We start from the raw sequence: 17,439 nt of genomic DNA, 5'->3' as shown, positions 1-17,439 counted from the left end.
AGTTTGAAGTCTAAAGGGTTCCGCAATGGAGCCCTTTTATTTACCTGCATTTCCGTTACACTGTTACCGTTTATAGCTCCTCAAACGAATTATTATTATTCGGGCAATTAATTCCCTCGGAGGTGATATGCATTGTCCATTTTGTTCAGAAAACGATACTAAAGTTATCGATTCCCGCCTTGTCGCTGATGGCCATCAGGTTCGTCGCCGTCGTCAGTGTCTGGCTTGTCATGAACGCTTTACTACCTTTGAAACCGCAGAACTTGTGATGCCAAAGGTGATTAAATCTAACGGAAACCGTGAACCTTTCAATGAAGATAAGATGGTTGGCGGTATTCAGCGGGCTCTGGAAAAGCGTCCGGTCAGTGCCGATTCCATTGAGCTGGCGATCAGCAATATTAAGTCTAAGCTAAGAGCAACGGGTGAGCGCGAAGTACCAAGTGAGATGATTGGTAACCTGGTTATGGATCAGCTTAAAGAGCTGGATAAGGTTGCTTATATCCGTTTTGCTTCGGTTTATCGCAGTTTTGAAGATATCCGTGAGTTTGGCGAAGAGATAGCTAAGCTGGAAGACTAATGACATTCACTTCTACTGATTATCAGATGATGTCCCGGGCCATTTCTCTGGCAAAGGGGGGCATCTATACTACCACGCCCAATCCCAATGTCGGCTGCGTTATCGCAAAAGACGGTGAGATTGTGGGTGAGGGGTTTCATTACCGTGCCGGTGAACCGCATGCAGAGGTGCATGCACTTCGTGCTGCCGGTGAAAATGCGCAAGGAGCGACAGCTTATGTGACGCTGGAGCCGTGTTCTCACTACGGCAGAACGCCTCCCTGTGCTGAAGCGCTAATCAAGGCTAAAGTGGCTAAGGTTATCTGCGCTATGCAAGATCCAAATCCTCAGGTGGCAGGACGCGGCGTTAATATGATGCGCGATGCCGGTATTGAAGTGGAGGTGGGACTGCTTGAGCAGGAAGCGAATCAGTTAAATCCGGCCTTCCTGAAGAAAATGCGTACCGGAATGCCTTATGTTCAGCTAAAGCTGGCAGCCAGTCTGGATGGTAAAACGGCGCTGAGTAACGGTGAAAGTAAGTGGATCACCTCTTCTCAGGCGAGAAAAGATGTGCAGTGTTTGCGTGCTCAGGCCGGGGCTGTGCTTTCTACCAGCAAAACTGTGATTGAAGATAATGCCTCACTGACAGTGCGCTGGAATGAGTTGCCTGATTCAGTGAAAGCCAAATACCCTGAAGATGAGCTGCGACAACCTGTCAGAGTGATTCTGGACAGGCAGCATCAGTTAAACAGAGAACTGGCACTTTACCAGTCTGGTGGCGATGTGCTTACTGTGTCCAGCTCGGAAAAGAGCGATATTACTGTTGCAACCAGTGTGGCTGGTCAGCTTGACCTGAAACAGGTGCTTAGCAAGCTTGCGAATGAGCACAATATAAATCATATCTGGGTTGAAGCTGGTGCGACGCTGGCGGGAAGTCTGATTGAACAGAAACTGGTGGATGAGCTGATCCTTTATCAGGCACCAAAGATTATGGGAGCCGACTCCCGCAGCCTGATTAATCTGCTAGGTTTAGAGAAGATGGATCAGGTTGTTGAGCTGGATATTGTGGATGTTCGTATGGTTGGTTCGGATATTCGGATTGTAGCAAAATTATAGTGGGTGCAGGCAGAGGGCTAGTATCAACAAGCAGACACGCATGCCTTTTTTTTAAAAGAAAGCGTCCATGTAGCTCTACTTTGCCATCCATGGCAAAGAAGGTCTGCTTGTTGATACCAGCCCTCTACCTTTGAACCGACAAGTACCCTGAGAAAACGAGTAGAATATGTTTACAGGAATTATAGAAGCAGTTGGTACTCTGACTGCGATTACTCCGAGAGGAGAAGATATTTCGATTACGGTTGAGTCGGGCAAGCTGGATATGTCTGATGTTAAGCTGGGCGACAGTATTGCTACCAACGGTGTCTGTCTTACTGTGGTGGCTTTTACTGAAAGCAGTTATACCGCGGATCTCTCTCTGGAAACCTTGAAAAAGACCGGATTTGCCCAATATTCAGTGGGAGATAAGGTAAACCTTGAGAAAGCCATGTTGCCGACAACCCGGTTTGGCGGTCATATTGTGTCCGGCCATGTTGATGGTGTGGGGACTATTGTTGAGCGTAATCAGGTTGGACGTGCGGTGGAGTTCTGGGTGGAAATGCCGGAAGATATCTCCCGCTATGTGGCTCAAAAGGGTTCCATTACTGTTGATGGTATCAGCCTGACGGTGAATGACCTGCGTAAGAATGCCTTTAAGCTGACCATTGTTCCTCATACCTCTGAGGAGACAACCATTGATAAGTTTAACGTGGGCAGAAAGGTTAACCTTGAGGTGGATGTGCTTGCACGTTATATGGAAAGGTTGCTGACCGCTTCTCAGGATAAAGAGCCAGAATCAAGAATTACAATGGAGTTTCTGCAGCAGAACGGGTTTGCTTGACCGTTGGAAAACAGGCATCACCTGTCTGGAACTTCAGCGAATAAAAAATAAAAGTAATAAACCGCTATCAGAAATACTCTGAAGCAAGACTAAGGAATAAGAACAATGCCAATCAGTACATCGAAAGAGATAATCGAAGATATCCGCCTTGGTAAGATGGTGATCCTTATGGATGATGAGGATCGTGAGAACGAAGGCGATATTATTATGGCTGCAGAGCATGTTACGCCTGAGTCTATTAACTTTATGGCAACGCATGGTCGTGGCCTTATCTGTCTGACCATGACCAAAGAGCGTTGTGAAATGCTTGGCCTGCCACCTATGGTTCAGGATAACAATGCTCAGTACACCACAAACTTTACCGTTTCCATTGAAGCGGCGGAAGGTGTAACAACCGGTATTTCTGCAGCAGACCGTGCAGTAACGGTTCAGGCTGCGGTTGCGAAAGATGCTAAAGCGGCAGATCTGGTTCAGCCGGGTCATATTTTCCCGCTGGCAGCTCAGGACGGTGGCGTACTGACTCGTGCCGGTCACACGGAAGCGGGCTGTGATCTTGCTCGCCTTGCAGGTCTGGAAGCGGCTTCTGTGATTGTTGAGATCCTGAATGAAGACGGCACTATGGCCCGCCGCCCGGATCTGGAAGTGTTTGCTGAAAAACACGGCATTAAGCTGGGTACCATTGCGGATCTGATTGAGTACCGTAACAACACGGAAACCACTATCGAGCGCGTTGCCGAGTGCAAACTGCCAACCGAGTTTGGTGATTTCGATATGGTGACATACCGTGACACCATTGATAACGAAATCCACTACGCACTGCGTAAAGGTGAGATCACAGATGAACCTTGCCTGGTTCGTGTTCATCTTCAGGATGTGTTTACCGATGTACTGCGCTCAAACCGCAACGCTGACCGCAGCTGGACGCTGGAAAAAGCGATGAAGCGTATCGATAAAGAGGGTGGTGTTCTGGTTATCCTTGGTCATGAGGAAACCACAGACCTTCTGGTACACCGCGTGAAGATGTTTGAACAGCAGGATAAAGGCGACGCACCGACCCTTGCGAAAAAGCAGGGCACATCACGCCGCGTAGGTGTGGGCTCACAGATTCTGGCCGACCTTGGCGTAAGCAAAATGAAGCTGCTGTCTTCAGCGGATAAGAAGTATCATGCGCTTGGCGGGTTTGGGTTGGAAGTTACGGAATATATTTGTGAATAAAGGGCCCTGGGTTTTTAGGCCCTGGGCCCTGGGATGTTTACCTCGTTCATTGTTAGGTCTGGGGAAAGCATTTTTTTAGTTTGGAAGGCGTGCATAGATGTACGCCTTTTGTTTTTCCCCAGGGCCCAGCAGGGCGAAGCCCGAACCCAGGGCCCAGGGCCCCAAGACTTCCAAAAAACAATTAGATTTGTGACGAACATCTATGCTAGAATCCGGCGATTCTCACTGACGAAAATAGTTAAAGGAAGGCTTTATGCAAGTTATCGAGGGTGGATTCCCGGCTCCGAATGCTAAGATTGCGATTGTTATTTCTCGCTTTAATAGCTTTATCAACGAAAGTTTACTATCTGGTGCTATCGATACTTTAAAGCGTCACGGGCAGATTAGTGACGACAATATTACTGTTGTTCGTTGTCCGGGAGCGGTTGAACTGCCACTTGTTGCTCAGCGTGTAGCAAAAACAGGTAAGTTCGACGCGATTATCTCTCTGGGTACAGTTATCCGTGGTGGTACTCCTCACTTTGACTATGTTTGCAGTGAATGTAACAAAGGTCTGGCACAGGTTTCTCTGGAATACAGCCTTCCAGTGGCATTTGGTGTGCTGACTGTTGACACTATTGATCAGGCTATTGAACGCGCAGGAACCAAGGCTGGTAACAAAGGCACAGAAGCTGCACTAAGCGCGCTAGAAATGATCAACGTTTTATCTGAAATCGATTCCTAATGGGGGCCAGTGTGAAACCAGCCGCACGTCGTAATGCACGTCAGTTTGCTCTGCAAGCAATTTATTCTTGGCAGATCACAAAAGAAAATGTTGCCACAGTTGAAGACCAGTTTTTATCTGGTGATAAGTATGATGAAGAAGAGCATCGTGATAATGAACCTTCACTGAAGGCTCCTGAAACTGACGTAGATTATTTCCGTGATCTATTAGTTGGCGTTGTACAGTCTCACACTGACCTTGACAGCAAGCTGCGTCCGTACCTTTCCCGTCCTATGCAGGATCTGGATATGATGGAACTGGCTCTGCTGAGACTGGCTATGTACGAAATGACTCGCCGTGATGATGTACCATACAAAGTGGTTATCAACGAAGCTATTGAGCTGGCGAAGGTATTTGCTGCAGAAGACAGCCATAAGTTCGTTAACGGTGTGCTGGATAAAGCTGCACCGCATGTTCGTAAGAAGTAACGGACAGAGATTGGAAAAAGGTCGGCTTATGCTGGCCTTTTTTTTGGGCCCTGGGTCCTAGGATCGGGCTTCGCCCTGCTGGGCCCTGGGAAAACCAAAAGGTGCACAATATTGCAGCGCCTTGATACTAAAAAATAAACAAATGTCCTAGGGCCCAGGGCCTATAAACCCAGGGCCCTTTAAAAATAAGCTTGTACAAATATGTCTGGTGAATTTAGTTTAATTGATCGCTATTTTAAGAACCGTCAAACTCAGCGCCGGGACGTTGAGTTTTCGCTTGGGGATGATTGTGCTCTGGTTAAGCCGCCTGAGAATGTGCGTATTGCTGTCAGTACGGATACGCTGGTGGAGGGGACGCATTTTGTTCCGGGAGCCAACCCGGCGTGGGTAGCGCATAAGGCGTTAGCTTCTAATCTTAGCGATTTGGCTGCGATGGGTGCGACGCCCGCCTGGGTTTCACTTGCTCTGACATTGCCTGAGCAGAATGAAGCCTGGCTGAAGCCATTTTGTGATGGGTTTTTTGAGCTGGCGGATTACTTTGGTGTTCAGCTTATTGGTGGTGATACCACCAGAGGGCCGTTAAGTATTACTCTGACGGTTCAGGGCTTTGTTCCGGAAAAGCATGCGCTGATGCGCTCAGGCGCTAAAATGGGTGACTGGATTTACGTAACCGGAGATCTGGGAGACAGTAAAGCCGGACTGGAAGTGATCCTGGGTAATGCCGATGTAGGTAAGCCATTTGCCGATGCGCTGGAGAAGAGGCATTATCTGGCAACGCCTCGTGTGCTGGTGGGGCAGGCGCTGTTAAATCGGGCCTCTGCCTGTATTGATATTTCTGATGGGCTGATTTCTGACCTCGGGCATATCCTTGAGTGCTCTCAGCTTGGCGCCAGTATCGATATCAGTCAGTTGCCTCTCTCCGGTGAGCTTCTGGATTACTGCTCTGACAGGGCGCTTGCACAGAAAATAGCACTGACCAGTGGTGAAGAGTACGAGCTTTGCTTTACTATCCCGGAAGAGCACAAAGGCGGGCTGGAAAGCGCATTAGCACACACAGGAACAAAGATTACCTGCATCGGGCAGATACGCCCTCAGGGCACATTTGAACTGATTCGGGACGGAAAGCCGGTTAACTGGGAACTGTCCGGATACGATCATTTCAGTAAGGAAAATGCATGAGTAACCCTTTAGATAAAATTTCACTATTAAACCCATGGCACCTTCTGGCTACCGGCTTTGGTAGTGGCCTGTCACCTGTGGTTCCGGGCACAATGGGAACGCTGGCCGCTGTGCCGCTTTACCTTCTTCTGGTTCAGTTACCTCTGCCTGCTTATCTTATTCTCACGCTTCTTTCCTGTTTTATTGGCGTGAAGATCTGTCAGGTAACCTCTGATGATATGCAGGTTCACGATCACGGCTCTATTGTCTGGGATGAGTTTGCCGGATTCTGGATCACTATGAGTGTGGTACCTCTGCTTGGGCTACCGGCTTTTGACTGGAAGATCCTGCTTAGTGGTTTTGTCCTGTTCCGCTTTTTCGATATGGTAAAACCGTGGCCTATCGGCTGGCTTGATCAAAAAGTCCATGGCGGCCTGGGAATTATGCTGGATGATATTGTTGCCGGTGTTATGGCAGCGGTTGTTTTGTATTTTGTTTGTTGGTATGCGGACTGGTTAGTTTAAACGAGCTATCAGCTATCAGCTATCAGAGGTGGTTAAGTTGTTTACCTCTGACAGCTGAAGGCTGACAGCTACTATTTATCACTTCTCCCAAACCACAATCTTATCCCCCGGCCAGTTAACCCCGGTATCGTGATACTTCCTCTCTAACACATGTCTTTTAATCTTAAGCGTTGGAGTCAGAATGCCATTTTCAATACTCCAGGGATCTCTGATCATCAAAGCCCCTTTGATCTTTTCATGCGATTCAAGCTCCTGGTTGATCTGCTTAATGATTCGCAGCATACGCCTTTCATATCTCTCCTTATCGAAATGAGGAAACTGATGGGGCACAACGAGCAGTATCGGTGCTGGCATCCCCAGGCCCACCAGACACATCATCTCAATTTTTCCGTACTCGTAGAGTTTCTTTTCAATAGGAACCGGAGCGACAAACTTACCTTTAGCCGTCTTAAAGGTATCCTTCTTGCGCCCCTGAATGGTCAGATAGCCTTCACTGTCCAGTGAGCCGATATCTCCGGTATGCAGCCATCCTTCAGAGTCAAAGGCTTCCTGGGTCTGCTCCGGATCTTTATAGTACCCGGTGAACGTTCCCCTGCCACGCACAAGAATTTCATCATCTTCGGCAACTTTCAGCTCAACTCCCGGACCTGCATTGCCAACGGTACCTATCTTATCGGCTCTGAAGGGGTGGTTCAGGGTGCCATAGGCAAAAGACTCCGTCATTCCCCAGGCTTCAGTGATTGGGAGGCCAACACTTAAATACCACTCCAGCAAAGCCGGTGATACCGGAGCGGAGCCACAACCAAGAACCCGGCCCTGATCAAGCCCGAGACCTTCGGCAATTTTCTTTTTCACGATAGAGCTGACAAACGGAATCTTAAGCAGAATACTGAGTTTCCGTTGTGGCATCTTGTCCTGGATCCTTTGCTGGAAAAGAGCCCAGAGTCTTGGCACAGAGATAAACAGGGTTGGCCTGTGCATTTTCACATCCAGAATAAAGGTATCCAGCGATTCCGGAAATGCAGTCTGAACTCCCCCCATTATGGAGGAGCCAAAGATATAAACCCGCTCGGTGATATGCGCCAGAGGCAGATAGGAGAAAAGCCGGTCATCTTCTCTTATCCCTATATGTTCAATAAGTTTTTGTGCCGACCAGCTAAATGCACCATAGGTCAGCATTGCCCCTTTAGGGACGCCGGAAGTGCCTGAGGTGTAAACGATGGACATCAGCTTTTCATCATAGTGCTGAGGCCTTTGGGTGCCCGGTTCATGCTCTTTAAGCAGAGAAGTAAAAGTAAGCTGACACTCAGGAGCGCTATCATAAGGCAATGAAATTGTGAGTATATCCGGCAACCTGTTCATCGCTTCTTTTACCTCGTCTGCGCTGTCAAGCTTACCGATGATCATCACCTTACTTTCACTATGCGTGACACAGTACTCAATAGTCTCACTGCCCGCAGTGGGGAAGATGGGAACGCTTACATAATCACCCAGCATTAGCGCAAGATCCGTAATAAACCATTCAGCGCAGTTTTTAGAAATCAGCGCAACTTTATCACCCGGCTTTAAGCCTTGTGCCTTCAGTGCGGAAGCGAACCTCAGAGCCATATCCGCCACTTGCGCGAAGGAGTATTCGACAAATTCGCGGTTAATAATCTGCTTCAGGTAGATATCGTTCGGGCGCTGTTCTGCCCAGTGCAGAATCATCTCATTGGGTGGTGAAATTGAGCATCCGGCTTCTGCTTCATGTGTATTAACTGCATCGCGCATAGTGTTCTCCATCTTATGGATGTTATTGTAATGTTAATTCCATGCCGGGGTTTTAGCCACAATAGGATGGAAATAAAATGCCGGACTTATAGCGAAATAAGCTCAGAATAAACAAGTTGTTTTATTGATGGATTTCTCATTTAAGTTATTTAATTGCTGCTGAGGCTATCAAAAAGAAAATTTGGGCTATTATTTACTTATACTGTTTTGTTTAGGTTTCTTAGATGGAAGAAGCACGAATAACAGTATTCAAAACTAATTCGTCAGCTGAGGGATTTATGGAAAAGATTTATCGGACAATTAAGAACTTTCTTTTAGATGAAGAAGGCCTGACGGTTGTTGAGTACGTTGTGGGGGCTGCCTTCCTTGTGGGGGGAATGGCTCTCTTCTTCTCTAATTATGGTAATACTCTGAACGGGAGTTTGAACAGCTCTTTAGACAAAGCAGGCTCAGGCTGACACAAGGCTGAAACCCAATAACTTTCAGGCAGATACCTCCTTGTAAAGGTGTCTGCCTGTTATTTTTTTAAGAGATTAACTGCTGCTTCGGTACTCATTAGGCGTCATGTTAGTCTTTTTCTTAAATATCCTGGAAAAGTAGGAAACATCGTTGTATCCGCACTGATAAGCAATCGAAGCCAGTTTCTCTTCAGGGCTCTCTCTTAACAAAATTTTAGCTTTTTTAATTCGCTTGCCCGTTATGTAGTCCCGAAAGCTCATTCCTATAACGGTTTTAAAGATTTTTGAGAAATAAGGTGTTGAATAGTTGAATTTTTTTGCCAGTTCTTCTTCCTTGATCTCTTTGTCTAAATGGTCATCAATAAAGCTGATAACCTGATAGATATCGATCCTGCTTCCACTTTTTGTCGAAAGGTGTTTGTTTTTTGTTTCAATTGTTAATGTATTGTTAATTTTATTGCTACTTAAGGCTGCTTTGAGCCTTTCGGTTAACTCTTTTGTGAGTTCTTTATCTGATGTATCTATTTGTAGAAGAATGAATTTTTCCTGAGTTTTCTTGGGCTTTGTTTTGTCAAGATTGAGTGTTATGAGCCTTTTATCTAAATTCTCACATATTTTGATGCAACTATCAAAAAAAGCTCGTTTCTCATTGCTGAGACCAAAAAAAACAGTTTTCACACTTTTTAGAGTTAATACGGAAAAATCATTATCACAATCATATATATCTAAAGTGTTAGTGATATAACTCTTTATTTCTTCAGGGATATTATTAATGTCCTCACCCAACCAGTAATAGCTCATAATATTTCATCCATAAGTTAACTTCTTGATTAATATGAAAATGACATTTTGGATAGTAACTCTATTTTAACTCTAGCCTAATATTAAAAATGTACAACCTAATAGTAAAAAAGTCCTAACTTAAAGTTTGTCCCCGTCCTAAATTGAATAACAGGAACAGCGAGATATTTCGGGAGTTCCATATTACTAGTGTGTTAGGAGTAGGGTTATGAGCAAGTTTATCAATTTCTGTAAAGACTTTATTAAAGACGAAGAAGGGCTAACGGTTGTTGAATATGTTATCGGTGCTGCATTCTTGGTTGTTGGACTATCTGCTGTATTTAGTGGCTTAGGTAACCAGTTAAGTACTAAGTTGAACAGCGTAGTCACAGGTATCTCCGGATAAGTGGCCGTCTTAGCTAAGTCCAGAAGTCTATGCAATGAGTGGTAAAGATACGTAAGTGCCTTACCACTCTTTGTTTCTAAAACGAAAGCAATGTGTATAAACATAGGTTGGAGGTTTATGCTTGTCCATTCTATTTTGGTCTCTATTACTGGTTATTGCCATATATGACTTAAGAGAGAACCGAATTCCTAATAACTGTCTACTGTTATTAATAGTTATATATATAGCGCAATATGCCTATCAGCCAGTTCCATTATCTACGGTGGGACTCAATGTTCTTGCTTCATTCGCGATGTTTTTCTCTTGCATGGTGCTTTTTTTCCTGCGGGCAATGTCTCCGGGTGATGTGAAATTACTTGGTGTTCTTGGTTACTGGATTGGATGGGGAAACCTCTTAAGCGCCAGTTATTATATTCTGATATCTGCCGGAATCATCGGATTGATTGTTATTTTTCAGGATGTGATTAGCAATACTTCAAAATATAGAAATTTGATACTACTGTTAGATAAAGAAGGACGTAAACAATTCGTAACTAAAGATAATTTACGTATGCCCTTTGCACCTTCTGTTTTTGTCGGACTCGCGATGTATCAATATTTCACTATCTAGCCAGGAGTCGTTATGAGCTCAGGAAAGGAAGCCGGAAAATCGGGAATTCTTACACCTCAGACGAGTGCGCCTAGAGTACCTACATCCATAGATGAATTGAATGTACCTCAGGCTGTTCTTGAGAACTTAGTCATTAAACATCTTTCGGCGTATCCAAAATCCAATATTCTGGAACTTGCACAGTATCTGGGAGTTATCAGCCATTTTGTTGAAACCATAATCCAGATATTGAGAAAAAAATCAATGGTTGAGGTTTTCCAGCCGGAAAAAACCTCTTTCTACTCGGATAATGCCGGTGGTCAGGTCCGGTATGCGCTATCTGAACTGGGAATGGAAGAGGCGGACAAAGCCTTTCTTAAAGATGCGTATCTGGGGCCAATGCCGGTTTCTCTGCCAGATTATTATGAGATGGTTAAGCTGCAGGATGTCAGAGCCAAAACCGTTACCCGACTGGATGTAGAAAGAGCCTTATCTGATGTTTACGGTTCAAACCGTCTGGTGCCTATTTTGGGGCCGGCGATTAACTCTGGCCGGGCTTTGCTTCTTTATGGTCATGCCGGTTCAGGTAAAACTTTTGTCGCAGAGCGTATCTTAAACGCGCACCATACTTCGGTTTATATTCCCTATGCTGTTTATGCAGCAGGTAACATTATTAAGGTCTATTCTCCTCAGCATCATAAGGTTGTGGATGATAATCAAAAGCAACTGAGTGCCCGCATTGAAGAGCAGTACGATAAGCGCTGGCTGCTTTGCCAGAGGCCAAGTGTTCAGGTTGGTGGTGAGCTGACCATGGATATGCTTGAGGTTAACCATACCGAGCATAACCGGGTCTGGATGGCTCCGCTGCAAATGATGGCCAATAATGGCATTTTGGTTATTGATGACCTTGGCCGCCAACCAGTACCGGTGGATACCATACTGAACCGCTGGATCGTTCCGATGGAATATTTTTATGACCATCTGGGGCTGCCTAACGGCCAGCAGATAACCGTTCCCTTTATTTTAACTCTTGCGTTTTCAACCAACCTGGATCCGCAGAAGATCGCCGATCCCGCATTTTTGAGACGTCTTGGATACAAAATTCAGTTCTATGCTTTAGATGAAGCAGATTACCGCAGTTTATGGCAAGGCGTTGCTGACGGAAGACGCCTTGGTCTGCCTGAGCTGGCTATGAGCAGACTGATGGATTTACACAAGAGATACAATGTTGGCTATTTCCCTTGTATACCTAAGGATATCGTGGGTATCAGCAGAGATATAGTGGCATTCGAAGAGATTGATCCAGTAATAACGCCCACAATAATGGAACGAGCTTGGGATCTCTATTTCACAGCTGATGGGCAAGGAGGAGTGATATGAATAGAACACAGGTTATTTTCTTATTCCTGTTGTCCATTATCTTTGGTCTGGCTGCGGTTTTTGTCGGTAAGCAATGGATGGATCAACAGCGCCAGCCTGAGGTTGAAGTTGAGGTTGTTGAGAGGCATCCGGTGGTTATCGCAGGTGTCAATATACCGGCGGGTGTGGAAATTACGTCCGAGCAGTTAACAACAAAATTGCTTGAGGTCGCCTGGCTTAACCAGGAGGCTAACTTTGCCAACCTGGAAGATGTGGTTGGTATGGTGGCAAGAGACGCTATCTATGCCGGCGAAGTAATGCATGCTTCCCGAATCTCTGAGCCCGGAGTAGGAACCACCCTGGCAGCTCTGATCCCGGAGAATAAGCGTGCGGTGACCATTCGTGTAAACGATGTTGTTGGTGTGGCTGGTTTCCTTTTACCGGGAAGTAAGGTGGATATTCTGCAGACGGTGAAGTACGGCAAAAACAGCGCCAGTACTACGACAGTCCTGAAAAATATCAAAGTACTTGCCGTTGACCAGACAGCAAGAACGGAAGAGAACAAGCCAATAATTGTTCGGGCCGTTACCCTTGAAGTTACCCCGAAAGAAGCGCAAAAGCTGCTTTCTGCAAACTCCAAAGGGTCTATTCAGTTGGCACTGAGAAATCCTCATGAAGTCGATAAGCCTGTGGTGCGTACTACGTACAAGCCTAAGCCTAGCGTTACGATTATCAAAGGAACCAAATCGTCTAATGTAAAAGTCAAGGAATGAGGCAATAGATTATGAATCGAATACTAACGCTAATATTTGGCTTGCTGGTATATTTCTGGGCCGCGACTGCGTCTGCATCCAGTGCTCAGACTGGTGAAACCATCAATGTACCGCATCACAAATCTACCCATATTTATCTTTCATCCAGAGCATCCCGTGTTTCTCTGGGGGATCCTGAGGTTCTTGATATTGTGATGCTTAAATCAGATGAACTTTTCCTGATAGGTAAAAAACTGGGTTCTACCAACCTTATGGTGTGGGATAAGAACGGTCTGTTAATTGAAGCGCTGAATATTGAGGTAACGCACGATCTGAATAACCTCAAGAGTAAGCTGTATGAGTTTCTTCCTGATGAAAAAATATCGGTACACAGCTCTAAGAACAAGCTGATTCTGAGTGGACTTGTGGCGTCACAGGAGAAGATGAATCTGGCGCTGAAAGTTGCTGAAACCTATTCTGGTGGTGCATCAGCTGATACTGCCGGTGCCGATCAGGTTAACACCTCAAGCATTATCAATCTTATGACCATAGGCGGCGCCCAGCAGGTCATGCTGGAAGTGACGGTTGCAGAAGTGGAAAGAAGCCTGACTAAGCGCTTTGATGCCAATATTAACTTTTTGCAGTTTAGTGGCAGTGAAATAACCTGGGGTGGCGGGACCATGGGTGGTGCTATTGAGCCGACTGCTCTTGATCCGAGTAAAGGTGTATTCACTAACCCAAGTTATTCAGATTCCGGTCTTCTTGGATCGTTTTTAGATGGTAATACGTTATTTGAATTTGCATTGGATATTGCAAAAGAAACAGGCGCTGCAAAAGTGTTGGCAGAACCAAACCTGACAGCATTAAGTGGTGCAAAAGCAGAGTTCTTAGCGGGTGGTGAATATCCGATTCCGGTGCCGGATGATGATGGTATTACTATTGAATACCGTGAATATGGTGTTGGTCTTGAATTTGTCCCAACGGTTCTGAGTGATAAGAAAATTAATCTTACAATGGCAGTTTCCGTCAGTGAACTGAGCAGCACCAGTGCGGTTTCTCTGAATGTCGGAGCCAGCTCTTCTTTCTATATTCCGTCCACAACCGTGCGCAGTGCCTCTTCAACTCTTGAGTTGGCAGACGGGCAGACCATAGCTATCGCAGGGCTGTTGAACGAAAGTACCCGCGAGGCGGTGGAGAAGCTTCCTGGACTTGGTGATATTCCTATCCTTGGTCAGCTGTTTAATAGCCAGGAGTTTGTAAATGAAGAGACCGAACTGGTTATTCTGGTGACGCCAAGGCTTGCTAAAGCGATTGACCGGAACAAGATCACCTTGCCGACAGATGGATTTGTATCACCTAGCGACTGGGAGTTTTACCTGTTAGGTAAGAGCTCAGTGATTAACCAGCCGGTGAAATCGACCATGAAAGAGCAGCAGGCTGTCGAGCCTGTCCCTACTGAAAAAGGTGGTTCAGAAGGTAAATTTGGACACAGTTTATAGAGGGATTTGAATATGAAACAGTTGAATAAAGGCTACAGCCTGGGCTTTGTACTAATATTATTGTTAGCAGGATGTGCAAGTGATCAGCCGCTGGGTTCTTCGGTTGCTTTGGTGAAAGCTGAGCAGACATACAATCCGTCAGCCTCAGTGGAAAACTTAGGTTATATGCCAACGGGTAGTGGTGAACGGATGCAGTCAACACTGGAGGTTTATCATGATCAAACCTCCAGCACCAAAGCTAGCAGTGATATTAGCGCTGGTACTGTGTTGGCTATTCCGCTTAACTAATGTGATTTATGTAAGTCAGTGTAAGAGTCTGAAGAAATCCTGGCTCTTACACTTTGGATTTAGTGGTTGTCTGTTGTGTGATAAATAGAAATGTTGTTCATTTTAATCAAATGATTACAAAAATGATCCCTGGCGAAATGAGCGACTATACTTTAATTATCGGTTACTTAGATACCAATGGAAAGATTGTGGGAAACCCATAAGACGATATACCCGTTATCCGGTTTGTGAGGACGAGGTTGTCTGCCAAAACAATAATAATTTAGCTGGGAGCATCTATCGATGGGAGAGCCAATAAAATTGACGATTAATGAGGGCAACGATTTTGCGCTGAGAACCAACCTGACTATCTGGGTGGTTTATGCATCTGAAAAGTTCCTGACACACATCCGTCATCAGTTGGACAGATGTAAAAACATTAATATAGAGACGGTTCCGCTAAGTTCATTTAACGTGGAAGGTATTTCTTCGCTTCCTGGTCCAGACCTTGTTTTTATTGAGACTGGTGTGAACTGGGCAAAAAGAATTGTCGAGTTGCAGAATCAGGCGTCCAGCCTGCAGGAGCACGAGGCATCTCTGATAGTTTTTGGTGATGAAGCTGATACCGGGGCTCTAAAAATCTCATTGAGAATTGGTGCGTCCGATTTTCTGTCAGATAAGGCCGAGCTTGAAGAAGTTATGCCGATGCTTAAGGCGACGGCAGATGAAAAAATTGTGAACCGTGCTCTGGGTGAGCTCTACCTGTTTGTGAATACAAAAGGTGGCGCTGGTGCGACAACCCTGGCATTAAATACAGCGATAGAGTTGAAGCAGATACCGGATAAAAAGGTGTTACTGGTGGATCTGGATGTTCAGTTTGGTGTTGTAGCAGAGTATCTGGACACAAAATGTAAGTACGATATAGCAGATGTACTGGACTCCATATCCGATCTGGATGAGATATCACTTGCTTCCTTGGTGACAAAGCACTCTTCTGGTCTGGAAATTCTGGGCTTTAGGGATAGTGGTGCGAAAGAAAATGCCCAGACAGCCAGGAATATGGGCAAATTAATGCCAATACTCCGGCAGTTCTATGACTATGTTGTAGTAGACCTGTCCAGAGGCGTGGAGTATGTCTACTCATCAATCGTAGCGCCGGCATCCAGAGTATTTTTGGTGACTCAGCAAAATCTGATTTCGGTGAAAAATGCCAATAATTTAGTCCGGACTCTTCAGTTTGAATATGCGCTGCCTAAGGATAGCCTCTGCATTATTCTTAACAGGTTTGAAAAGAGAGGCAGTGTTCGCCTGAAAGATCTGGAAAAAGTGGTTTCAGGTATCGAGATTCATCTGGTTCCCAATGAATACAAGGTAGCGGTTGAATGCGCTGATTTAGGCAAACCAATTGTACTGCACCGTAAGAGTTCCGTGATATCTAAGTCACTTAAAGCGATTACTCAAGAGCTTACGCCGTCAGGCCCAGTGGAAAAAGGTTGGTTAGGTAAGCTGTTTTCATAAGACGAGGGAGTGCTTATGTTTTTCAAAAGAAAAAATGTCAATCCGGATTTTGAAGCAAAAGCGAACAGTGCTTCCATTAGCGATACGGCTGTGAAAGAACGGGCCCCGGAGCCGGCAAAAAAACCAGTTGAAAAGAAAAGACCCAGCGAGATAGATGTTAAATTGCAAGCGGTTGATGAGAGCAGAAAACTGGTTGAGCAGGAGCTAGATACCAAGCATTACTACCATAAGCGCCTGCTGGAAACTCTTGATTTAGGGATTCTGTCTAACCTGGAAGCGGACAGAGCCAAGAAGGAACTGCACGAAGCGATTGTTCAGTTAATGGATGATGATGTTTCTCACCCCCTCAGTGCTGAAGGTCGTAAACGGGTAGTAAAACAGATTGAAGATGAAGTCTTTGGTTTAGGTCCTCTGGAACCCTTACTGGCTGACTCTACAGTATCGGATATTTTGGTTAACGGACCGAAGAGTGTCTATGTAGAAAGGTTTGGTAAGCTTGAAAGAACGCCGCACACCTTCTTAGACGACCGTCATCTGAGAAATATTATCGACCGTATCGTAAGTCAGATTGGCCGGCGGATTGATGAAGCGTCACCTATGGTGGATGCCCGCCTGGCTGATGGTTCACGTGTAAACGCAATTATCCCTCCACTTGCTATTGACGGCCCTTCAGTCTCTATTCGTCGCTTTGCAGTTGATAAACTGACCATGGAAAACCTGCTAAGCTTTAACTCCCTTTCCGAACCTATGGCCAGATTTATAGAAGCTGCCGTTGAAGGGGAAATGAATATTCTGATTTCAGGTGGTACGGGTTCAGGCAAAACTACCACACTAAATATCTGCTCTGGTTTTATTCCTTCTGACCAGCGCATCATTACCATTGAAGACTCGGCAGAGCTGCAACTGCAACAGCCGCATGTGGTAAGACTGGAAACACGTCCTGCTAACCTTGAAGGTAAAGGTGAGATAAGCCAGAGGGAACTGGTGAAAAACTGTCTGCGTATGCGCCCTGATCGCATTGTGCTTGGTGAGGTACGTGGTGCCGAAGCCGTAGATATGCTGGCTGCTATGAACACCGGCCATGATGGTTCACTTGCAACCATTCACGCCAATACCCCCCGTGATGCGTTAAGCCGGGTAGAGAATATGTTTTCCATGGCTGGCTGGAATATCACCACCAAAAACCTTCGCTCTCAGATTGCTTCAGCTATTCATCTTGTTGTGCAAATGGAAAGACAGGAGGACGGTAAGCGCCGTATGACCAGTATTTCAGAGATCAATGGTATGGAGGGTGATGTGATCACCATGTCGGAGATATTTAAGTATCAGCGTGAAGGGATTGACTCTGAAGGGAATATTATCGGCCACTATACAGCAACTGGTGTAGTACCAAGTTGTCACGAACAGCTTACCCGCAGGGGGCTTGAGTTGCCATTTGAGCTGTTTGGCGAATCTTACTAAA

The 17,439-nt window shown here is 45.7% G+C and carries 19 protein-coding genes; 17 read left to right on the top strand and 2 right to left on the bottom strand.

The genetic code is table 11. The annotated features are described in order from the left end of the window. Positions 1–127 precede the first annotated feature (127 nt). The 8 genes from nrdR to pgpA all read left to right on the top strand — a co-directional run bounded on the left by nrdR (position 128) and on the right by pgpA (position 6,579). Entirely contained in the window at positions 128–577 is a 450-nt protein-coding gene (gene nrdR / locus L3Q72_RS11660; RefSeq protein ID WP_275130122.1) for a transcriptional regulator NrdR, read from the top strand. Then, positions 577–1,671 carry a bifunctional diaminohydroxyphosphoribosylaminopyrimidine deaminase/5-amino-6-(5-phosphoribosylamino)uracil reductase RibD gene (ribD, locus tag L3Q72_RS11655; RefSeq protein ID WP_275130121.1) on the top strand — a complete coding sequence of 365 codons (1,095 nt, stop codon included), beginning with the start codon at positions 577–579 and terminating at the stop codon, positions 1,669–1,671. Before nrdR ends, ribD begins: the two co-directional genes overlap by 1 nt. Before the next feature lie 166 nt (positions 1,672–1,837). Then, complete coding sequence (locus L3Q72_RS11650; RefSeq protein ID WP_275130120.1) at positions 1,838–2,491, top strand: riboflavin synthase; 654 nt, start codon at positions 1,838–1,840, stop codon at positions 2,489–2,491. Positions 2,492–2,596: 105 nt separating this feature from the next. Next, positions 2,597–3,706: a bifunctional 3,4-dihydroxy-2-butanone-4-phosphate synthase/GTP cyclohydrolase II gene (gene ribBA, locus L3Q72_RS11645; RefSeq protein ID WP_275130119.1), complete on the top strand. Its 1,110-nt coding sequence runs from the start codon at positions 2,597–2,599 to the stop codon at positions 3,704–3,706. A gap of 253 nt (positions 3,707–3,959) precedes the next feature. Continuing rightward, positions 3,960–4,430 carry a 6,7-dimethyl-8-ribityllumazine synthase gene (gene ribE / locus L3Q72_RS11640; protein ID WP_275130118.1) on the top strand — a complete coding sequence of 157 codons (471 nt, stop codon included), beginning with the start codon at positions 3,960–3,962 and terminating at the stop codon, positions 4,428–4,430. Beyond that, positions 4,430–4,897 (top strand): transcription antitermination factor NusB, encoded by a 468-nt coding sequence (gene nusB, locus L3Q72_RS11635; RefSeq protein WP_275130117.1) that lies wholly within the window; start codon positions 4,430–4,432, stop codon positions 4,895–4,897. The genes ribE and nusB overlap by 1 nt, the downstream gene beginning before the upstream one ends. A 201-nt stretch (positions 4,898–5,098) precedes the next feature. Continuing rightward, the gene (gene thiL, locus L3Q72_RS11630; protein ID WP_275130116.1) at positions 5,099–6,076 is read left to right on the top strand and encodes a thiamine-phosphate kinase; all 978 of its coding nucleotides are present in this window, start codon (positions 5,099–5,101) and stop codon (positions 6,074–6,076) included. Beyond that, on the top strand, positions 6,073–6,579 hold the full coding sequence (pgpA, locus tag L3Q72_RS11625) for a phosphatidylglycerophosphatase A (RefSeq protein ID WP_275130115.1): 507 nt from the start codon (positions 6,073–6,075) through the stop codon (positions 6,577–6,579). Before thiL ends, pgpA begins: the two co-directional genes overlap by 4 nt. A gap of 78 nt (positions 6,580–6,657) precedes the next feature. On the opposite strand, the gene L3Q72_RS11620 is transcribed toward pgpA, so the two are convergent. Continuing rightward, positions 6,658–8,349, bottom strand: coding sequence for an AMP-binding protein (locus L3Q72_RS11620; protein WP_275130114.1), 1,692 nt, complete (start codon positions 8,347–8,349; stop codon positions 6,658–6,660). A 278-nt stretch (positions 8,350–8,627) separates the two neighbouring features. On the opposite strand from L3Q72_RS11620, the gene L3Q72_RS11615 reads away from it, so the two are divergent. Next, the gene (locus tag L3Q72_RS11615; protein WP_275132100.1) at positions 8,628–8,807 is read left to right on the top strand and encodes a Flp family type IVb pilin; all 180 of its coding nucleotides are present in this window, start codon (positions 8,628–8,630) and stop codon (positions 8,805–8,807) included. A 75-nt stretch (positions 8,808–8,882) separates the two neighbouring features. Here the strand turns inward: L3Q72_RS11615 and L3Q72_RS11610 are convergent, their stop codons facing one another. After that, entirely contained in the window at positions 8,883–9,608 is a 726-nt protein-coding gene (locus L3Q72_RS11610) for an AraC family transcriptional regulator (RefSeq protein WP_275130113.1), read from the bottom strand. Between the two features lie 208 nt (positions 9,609–9,816). Between L3Q72_RS11610 and L3Q72_RS11605 the strand changes: the two genes are divergently transcribed. The 8 genes from L3Q72_RS11605 (at position 9,817) to L3Q72_RS11570 (ending at position 17,438) form a co-directional block, all read left to right on the top strand. Then, a complete protein-coding gene (locus L3Q72_RS11605; protein ID WP_275130112.1) occupies positions 9,817–9,993 on the top strand; it encodes a Flp family type IVb pilin in 177 nt (58 codons plus the stop codon). A 121-nt stretch (positions 9,994–10,114) separates the two neighbouring features. Further along, positions 10,115–10,603: a prepilin peptidase gene (locus L3Q72_RS11600; protein ID WP_275130111.1), complete on the top strand. Its 489-nt coding sequence runs from the start codon at positions 10,115–10,117 to the stop codon at positions 10,601–10,603. A gap of 12 nt (positions 10,604–10,615) precedes the next feature. After that, on the top strand, positions 10,616–11,962 hold the full coding sequence (locus L3Q72_RS11595) for an AAA family ATPase (RefSeq protein ID WP_275130110.1): 1,347 nt from the start codon (positions 10,616–10,618) through the stop codon (positions 11,960–11,962). Further along, positions 11,959–12,714 carry a Flp pilus assembly protein CpaB gene (cpaB, locus tag L3Q72_RS11590; RefSeq protein WP_275130109.1) on the top strand — a complete coding sequence of 252 codons (756 nt, stop codon included), beginning with the start codon at positions 11,959–11,961 and terminating at the stop codon, positions 12,712–12,714. Before L3Q72_RS11595 ends, cpaB begins: the two co-directional genes overlap by 4 nt. A gap of 11 nt (positions 12,715–12,725) precedes the next feature. Next, positions 12,726–14,192 (top strand): type II and III secretion system protein family protein, encoded by a 1,467-nt coding sequence (locus L3Q72_RS11585; RefSeq protein WP_275130108.1) that lies wholly within the window; start codon positions 12,726–12,728, stop codon positions 14,190–14,192. A gap of 12 nt (positions 14,193–14,204) precedes the next feature. Beyond that, entirely contained in the window at positions 14,205–14,480 is a 276-nt protein-coding gene (locus L3Q72_RS11580) for a hypothetical protein (protein ID WP_275130107.1), read from the top strand. Positions 14,481–14,780: 300 nt separating this feature from the next. Further along, positions 14,781–15,977, top strand: coding sequence for an AAA family ATPase (locus L3Q72_RS11575; RefSeq protein ID WP_275130106.1), 1,197 nt, complete (start codon positions 14,781–14,783; stop codon positions 15,975–15,977). A 15-nt stretch (positions 15,978–15,992) separates the two neighbouring features. Further along, positions 15,993–17,438 carry a CpaF family protein gene (locus L3Q72_RS11570; protein ID WP_275130105.1) on the top strand — a complete coding sequence of 482 codons (1,446 nt, stop codon included), beginning with the start codon at positions 15,993–15,995 and terminating at the stop codon, positions 17,436–17,438. Position 17,439: the final 1 nt, after the last annotated feature.

Origin of the sequence: Vibrio sp. JC009 (assembly GCF_029016485.1) — a bacterium.
Taxonomy (GTDB): Bacteria; Pseudomonadota; Gammaproteobacteria; order Enterobacterales; family Vibrionaceae; genus Vibrio.
The sequence above is the reverse complement of the archived record's forward strand: the minus strand, read 5'-3'. Positions and strand labels throughout refer to the sequence as shown.